General features: G+C 41.3%; 6 protein-coding genes. 2 read left to right on the top strand and 4 right to left on the bottom strand.

Annotated elements, in window-relative coordinates:
• Positions 1–380 precede the first annotated feature (380 nt).
• Positions 381–2021, top strand: coding sequence for a YfaP family protein (locus AC2SLM_RS12665; RefSeq protein WP_486554254.1), 1641 nt, complete (start codon positions 381–383; stop codon positions 2019–2021).
• A gap of 283 nt (positions 2022–2304) precedes the next feature.
• On the opposite strand, the gene AC2SLM_RS12660 is transcribed toward AC2SLM_RS12665, so the two are convergent.
• The 4 genes from AC2SLM_RS12660 to cobT all read right to left on the bottom strand — a co-directional run bounded on the left by AC2SLM_RS12660 (position 2305) and on the right by cobT (position 5454).
• A complete protein-coding gene (locus AC2SLM_RS12660; RefSeq protein WP_486540871.1) occupies positions 2305–2895 on the bottom strand; it encodes a YhgN family NAAT transporter in 591 nt (196 codons plus the stop codon).
• 90 nt (positions 2896–2985) lie between these two features.
• Entirely contained in the window at positions 2986–3531 is a 546-nt protein-coding gene (locus AC2SLM_RS12655) for a histidine phosphatase family protein (RefSeq protein ID WP_486554252.1), read from the bottom strand.
• Positions 3532–3553: 22 nt separating this feature from the next.
• A complete protein-coding gene (gene cobS, locus AC2SLM_RS12650; protein ID WP_486554251.1) occupies positions 3554–4378 on the bottom strand; it encodes an adenosylcobinamide-GDP ribazoletransferase in 825 nt (274 codons plus the stop codon).
• Positions 4378–5454 carry a nicotinate-nucleotide--dimethylbenzimidazole phosphoribosyltransferase gene (gene cobT, locus AC2SLM_RS12645; RefSeq protein ID WP_486554249.1) on the bottom strand — a complete coding sequence of 359 codons (1077 nt, stop codon included), beginning with the start codon at positions 5452–5454 and terminating at the stop codon, positions 4378–4380. The genes cobS and cobT overlap by 1 nt, the downstream gene beginning before the upstream one ends.
• Before the next feature lie 121 nt (positions 5455–5575).
• Here cobT and AC2SLM_RS12640 point away from each other — a divergent pair.
• The coding region (locus AC2SLM_RS12640; protein WP_486552558.1) for a helix-turn-helix domain-containing protein at positions 5576–5779 on the top strand (204 nt) is incomplete at its 3' end.

Raw genomic sequence — 5779 nt, 5'->3', positions numbered from 1 at the left:
GACTCTTTTTTGCCAATATATTGCGAAATTGTCTAACTTAGAATGACTAAGCGTCAAAAATTTCACTGCATATTGACTAAAAAATAGTCGCCGCCAGTGCCATGGTCGAATGTTCCACACGCCCTAAGCATCACTCTTAATACTAGCCGTATTCAAAAAGAGCGCTCCTTAAATTAGGAGCGCTCTTTTTATTGTCTCAAATTATACCAGCTAGACTGTTTTATTACTTATCATCATATTTAATTGATATCACTTATAGATTAGTATTTCTAAACAAAAAATTTCATGTTACTATTTTATAACTTAACTGTATATTTATATAAGTTTTAATATTTTGTATATCTATACCAATTTATCGTACCACTATACAAGGTTGTTTTATGAAACAAATACACGTCAAACCAGTAGCAAAAAATCTCACCTTAGCCATTGCTACTGCTTTGCTATTATCTGCTTGTGGTGGTGATGATTCTAGCAATTCATCCATTATCAACACTGATTCAACTAATTCAACTAATCCTTCTGAACAAGCCAATGTAAGCATTCAAGGTACTTTAATAGATAAAGAGACTCTAGAGCCTATTACCAATGCTCTTATTAAGTTCTCTGATCAACAAGTTATGACTTCAGAAGATGGTGTATTTGAGATACCTTTATTAGAAACACAGGACTCTGTTACCTTCACAGTCATTGCAGACAATTATCCAGAGCGTGTGTTTACAACATCACTTGCAGGTAGCTTACCTATGCAGGTTGAATATCAAATTAGTAACGATGCCAGTATCGCAAGTGTGGTTCAGTCCTCAAATGAAGATATTATTGTTGTAGTCGATAGTTACGGTGCTCAAGTAACTATTCCTGCTAACACTTTACAACGCGCAGACGGCCAGCCTATTGTTGGTGATGTACGTGTTACTCTTGATGCAGTAACTCCAAGTATTGACCCCGAAGAGATGCCCGGTGGTTATGTCATTGTTGGTGGCGGCTTTATGGAGAGCTTCGGCGCTTTAATTATTACTGCAACAGATAGTAATGGTAATGCATTAGTCCTTTCTGATGATAATACAGCCTCTGTCATTATTCCTGTTTCTACCCGTAGCCCAGCAAGTAACTTACTGACTCAGATGCCACTTTTTTATTATGCACCTGAAGACTCTGGTTGGGTTCAGAGAGGTACTGCCACTTTAATTACCCTAGAAAATGGTCAACCTGCATATATTGCCGAGGTTGATAACATAGGTGCTTGGAACGTTGACGTTGCTATGCAAACGGTCGGTGTGAATGGCTGCGTTGCTGATACTGATGGTAACCGTATTCCTAATGCTTTAGTCAAAGGTGACGGTATTAGCTATTCTTCTCTAACCACTGCAACGACCAATAACTTGGGTGAATTCTATTTACCTGTTCGCGAAACAGGTGATTTGTATGTCTATGCTCAAAATGGCAATCGCAGCTCTAATGCCATATCTATATCTACCATGGGTAACGACTACACGATAGAGAATGGCTGTTTAATCGTGAGTAATAACAATGATACCTTATCTATTAGACTGACTTGGGGTGAACAACCTTATGATGCTGATGCTCATTTGATTACTCCATCAGGTGATCACATTTATTTTGAAGAGCAAGGTAGTTTAAGCCAAGCGCCTTTTGCGAATCTGGATGTGGATGATATTGACAGCTATGGTCCTGAATTTATTACTGTACGTAATCTAATGGTTGGACGTTATAAATACGGTGTTCATAACTATGAGAATACAAAAAATCCTGGCTTAAAAGACTCACCTATTAGCATTCAGTTTGAAGGTCCAACCGTACGTAAACGCACTCTAGCACCAACATTAAATGATCAAAATAATGACAGCTACTTTTGGCATGCTTTTGACTTCGTTGTTGATGATCAATGTAATATTACATTCGAATCTATCGATCAATGGCTAAATGAGAATGATACAAAGCAGCAGTTTGATATATTGAATCGCTCTGAACCGAAATACTGCATAAGCCCTTCTCAGTAAGTTTCATTTCAGTCTAGTAAAATATTATTGATAGTCAAAAAGAGCGCTTCTAAAATTAGGAGCGCTCTTTTTTTGTTGCAGCTTCACCTTATAAATAATCAAATATTCCAATCTCACTTTTCATCATCTCACCATGTCAGAACACGTATTGAAGAACATATAAAACATCGCATTGAGGCTCATCATAGTGAAGAGCACGAGCAGGCTCAAAACCAGAATTAAACCACAAGCGATAGGTAATACAGGATAAGTTGAACATTCATACGAGAATATATTTGTCAGCTTATGATAAATAAGACGTAAAACCATTTAATAGCATTTGTACCGAAATTGAGATTAGAATCATACCCATCAAACGCTCAATGGCTTTTAGACCGCGATGACCTAAAATATTGTAAAGCTTGGTGGAGAACAGCAAGATAATAGACGACACCAACCAGGCCAATAGTAAGGCAAGAAGCGCTTTTAAAATACTCTCTGGGTTTTTTTCAGTAATTAGAATTAAGGTCGCCAAAATAGATGGTCCTGCGATTAAAGGAATCGCTAGCGGTACAATAAATGGCTCGCCATCTTCATCATCCTCATCGCTCATTACCCCGCCTCGATTCGGAAAAATCATTCGAATGGCAATAATCATCATTACCAGACCGCCGCCGATAGCAACCGCTTCGGTGGTCAGCCCTAAGGTATGCAAAATACTACCGCCTGCGAATAAAAACAGTACCATCAAGACCAGTGCAATCAACAATTCTCTAACAATAATAAAGCGCCTTCTTTCTTCTGGCACTTTATCAAGTACTGATAAAAATATTGGGATATTACCCAGTGGATCCATAATTAAAAACAAAGTGAGTGCGGTTGCAAATATCTCCATAAATACCCTTGGTTTTTGTTGTTATTTTAGTAAAACATTGAGGCTAAAAGCCGTCTTTAATAAAGACCTAAGTAACCGTCAGCCTTAATCCTAAAACTCTAATATACTTAATTCATCATAGCCTACAGGTTGTGGCCAGTCTTTGGCTTTTTGAGGTACTTCTTGGCCACCACTAATCATTTTAGCAGTGGTAATCCAGCCGGCATGTCCGACTACCAATATATGTTGGGTTGAGTGGTATTGAGACATCCAATCACTTACCCGCTCGAAAAGTTGGGTCAAACTCTCTCCACCCTCTGGCGCAAAGCTAGCGAAATTATTGCACCAGACATCAATATCTGATTTGCTAATCTGTGACCAAGGTTTGCCTTCCCATGCGCCAAAATAGCTTTCCGCTAATTGTGGGTCAATATGACACTCAAACCCACGCTGCTGCAATAATTGACCGACCTGTTTTGAACGCTTCAGATGACTGACCCAAATCACCTTGGGCAATCGGTGCTTTTTGACATAGCTATTAATACGATTGGCCAAGCGCTTTAGTTTACGCCTATTAACGTCCACATCGGTTTGCCCAAAACATAGCCCACGTACCCCCGTTGGCTTAGGATGCCGCCAAATATATAGCTTTGTCATAATTCATATCCAAATCTATGTGCTATAAATTAATATTTGCTGCCAGTCCTGCATATACGGCAATCTCCGTTATTTGCTGCGTTGCCCCTAAGCCATCACCGGTGTAGCCCTGGATACGGCGTTTTAATAACTGGTACATATGAATGACCGCTATCATCACAAGTATCACCACCAAGAGCCACTGCCCTAGTTCAATTTCCCACAACACATCTGGAATAAACAGTATCAGGATAGCGGCAACTACAATAAGCCATAAGCTACTTGCTAGCCACTGCTGCTTACTCATTTGCTGTGCCATGGGCTTGGTTTTGGCATGTTCAATCTCGCCACCATAGGGCAATACCACAATTAGACTAGTCGACATGAGCCGAGACACACTGTGCGCTATAATAAGTGCCGCGAGTGCCGTTGCTGTTGGCATTATAGCAAGCAGACTCACCTTTAATAATACAGCACACACCAGTCCCAATGTTCCGTAGGTGCCGATACGCGAGTCCTTCATAATGGTTAAGGTACGCTCACGGGTTAAACCGCCACCGAGGCCATCACAGGTATCAGCCAGCCCGTCTTCATGAAAAGCACCCGTGAGTTTAATTCCAAAAGCAGTAGTTGCTGCCGCCGCAATCAGCGGATTAAAAAAGTAATTAACGATTGCAAATACCACTGCGCAAATAGCACCCACTAACAAGCCGACACCTGGAAAATGCCGACTACTTTGGTGTAGCCAGTTTGGCTCATACACCTTAAGCTCAACCGGAATACGGGTCAAAAACTGAATGGCGACCAATAATAGTCGCCATTCATGGATAATCGCTTGTTTAATCGAGCGTTTAGAATCTAAAGACATTACTGTGCTTTCTCGCCATTGTCTTGTTCACTCACACCAGCATCGGCAAAGCTTGCCATCTTATTAAGCGTTAAGCAGGCTGATTGCAATAACGGATAAGCAAGTGCTGCACCACTGCCCTCACCCAAACGCATTCTAAAATCAAGTAAAGGCTCTGCATTTAAAACGCTTAATAAATGCGCGTGGCCGGGCTCAACCGAATGATGCGCAAAGATAGCATATTGAGATACCCCAGGCGCTAAACGCTCAGCGACCAATAACGCACTGCTAGTAATAAATCCATCGACCAACAATACCCGTCTGTCATGCGCCGCTTGAATAAATGCTCCTGCCATCATTGCAATTTCAAGCCCGCCCAATGCTGCCAGTGCTAGCATAGGTGTTACAGCTTGCTCATGATACTTTAATACTCGAGTCAACACATCAAGTTTACGCTCCAGTCCCGAGTCATCAAGGCCTGTACCACGTCCAATACAGTCTGCGATCGGAATATCTTCTAATCGTGACAGCAATAAACTGGCAGCAGAAGTATTACCAATCCCCATCTCGCCGGCAATAAATACCTCACCGTCTAATTGCTTGGCAATTTGCATACCGGCTTTAATGGCTTGCAGACATTCTTCGTTACTCATTGCAGGTTCAGTTAAGGCATCACGGCTACCCAGACGCACTTTATGTTCGGTAATGAGCTGCGGATCATCTTGCACACCGAAATCAGCAAAGTCAGCGGCAACGCCTGCATCGACTACCTTTAACTCGATGTTATGCTGACGCGCCAATACATTAATTGCAGCCCCGCCCCTTAAGAAGTTAAGCACCATTTGTGCTGTTACTTCACTTGGAAACGCTGACGTACCATGTTTAGCCAAGCCATGATCTGCCGCAAACACACGAATCTGCGACTTCTGAATGTTTGGGCTAGCCATCTGTTGAATAAGACCAATCTTAATCGCTAATGATTCAAGTCTGCCAAGTGAACCCAAAGGCTTTGCCTGACTGTTTAATTTTTGCTGTAATTCAGCTCGCAGTTCAGCATTATCGATATTAGCAATAGGCGGTAGATTTAGGGTATCCAAGAATCCAATCCTTTTATAGGTAAAAAAACATCACGGCAGCACATAGCCACTTAAAATAGGTAAGGCTTTTTTATATAGACTGTCCCGTCCTAAAATAAGTTTACGAAAAGGAAGCTTATAAATGGACAAAGCAGAAAGATCAAGGATTAAACGAACACAGAAAGATTACACACTCGGCTTTAAATTAGCTGTGGTAGGGCAAGTAGAAAAAGGCGACATGACCTACAAACAAGCCCAAAAGCACTATGGCATACAAGGACGTAGTACCGTCCTAACTTGGCTTAGGAAACATGGTACATTAGACTGGAATACACCGCCAAAGAGC

This window comes from Psychrobacter sp. CX16, from assembly GCF_057396245.1.
This window is presented reverse-complemented; position numbering and strand designations above follow the sequence as displayed.